Source organism: Microcoleus sp. ARI1-B5 (assembly GCF_036705795.1).
Classification (GTDB): Bacteria; Cyanobacteriota; Cyanobacteriia; order Cyanobacteriales; family Microcoleaceae; genus Microcoleus.
This window is the reverse complement of record NZ_JAUBVK010000078.1, coordinates 1-1434: the sequence shown is the minus strand read 5'-3', so window position 1 is coordinate 1434 and position 1434 is coordinate 1. Positions and strand designations below refer to the sequence as shown.

Here is a 1434-nt window from a genome sequence, read left to right as displayed (position 1 = left end):
TCGAGAGGAAGCAGAACCAGATCGTTGAGCAAAAAGGCGTTACACCAGTATACAAAGAAATCCAGTACAACAGCAATCCAATTCGGCTGCCACAGGGAGCAGAGTACGTCTTTGCAGCCTTGGGCGGTTCTGACCGAGTAGCGGTTCTGGACGGTAAAAACCCCGAATCAGTGGTTGATACTACAAACAGCAAGGACTTGCTGTTGGCTCAAATTCCTGTGGGGACCAGCGGTGTCACAGATTGGGCAGAATCAACAGCCGTGACTAGCGACGGAAATCGCGTTTACGCAACCTTGAGGAATTCAGGTCAAGTGGCATTGGTCGATGCAATGGTACTGCGACAGGTAGATACTCAGCCAAATACTTCAGGCGTCAATCCCATTGTCCTGCCGGCGGGCGCTAGACCCAAGTCAATAGTCATCAGTCCTAGAGACGATTATGCTTACATTGGCGACTTGAATCAAGCGAAAATTTACGTCCTTGACATCAACCCTAACTCGGCAACTTATCACAAAGTAGTTGAGACTATTAACGTCACTTCACCATTAGGGTTGAGTCAGTTGGCAATTAGTAGTGACGGGCGGCGGCTGTTCGGCACGGGTTCTGATAATAATGAGCAAGTGCCTAATCGTCGGATTTATGCAATCAATATTGACTCGAAGGATCGACCCAAGGATGAAGATTCTAATCCTCGTAAGTGGCATCAACAAATCGGAGTTATTCCTACTATTTCGGAGACCGAGGGCATAGCAGCTACCAATGAGCCGACGAAAATGGTGTTCACGAACGGATTGAATCGGATTGGTCCTGGCCTGAATAATGACGCGCCTGGTTTTGGGGTGTTGGAAATTACTTCGGACGATCCTCTTAACTTTACTGCTTCTGTGAGTTATGCCCCTTTAAGTTTGGGTTTCGCTACTGATTATTTTGATGTGAATGAGGGGGTATCTGTCACTGTAACGCGGGATGGGCGGTATGGGTTTGTGGCTGGTCGCAATTCTGGAAGTCTTGGCCCTGATGCAGATGTGCGTTCTGGGGGAAATATTGGGATTATTAAAGACCCCTTGGGGCCAAATCCTCAATTAATCGGTGCTACCAGACCGATTCCAGAGGCTCTTACTAACGATTTAGTGCTTTCTAATGACAACAAATACCTTTATGGCTCTTATCCTTCTCTGAGTGGTAGCGGGAGCGTGTATGCTTTCGATGTTGAGGAAATTATTAAAACTCTGGACAATCCTGGTCAATTCAAAATTGATAGTCTTGACAGAGGTGTTAAGTCTCCTTTCTTCAATGCTACTACGGCGAGGTCTGTGACTGCTGCTGATTTCACAAGGGTTCCTATTGATGATATAAATCCGGCGGTTAGTATTGCTGCTGACTATGGGATTCTTCAGGAGAACCGACCTGCTAATCAGTTTACTTATGGGGTGC

At 46.9% G+C, this 1434-nt stretch carries 1 protein-coding gene; it reads left to right on the top strand.

Annotated elements, in window-relative coordinates; genetic code table 11:
* The coding region (locus QUB63_RS34925; protein WP_442921903.1) for a YncE family protein at nucleotides 1-1434 on the top strand (1434 nt) is incomplete at both ends.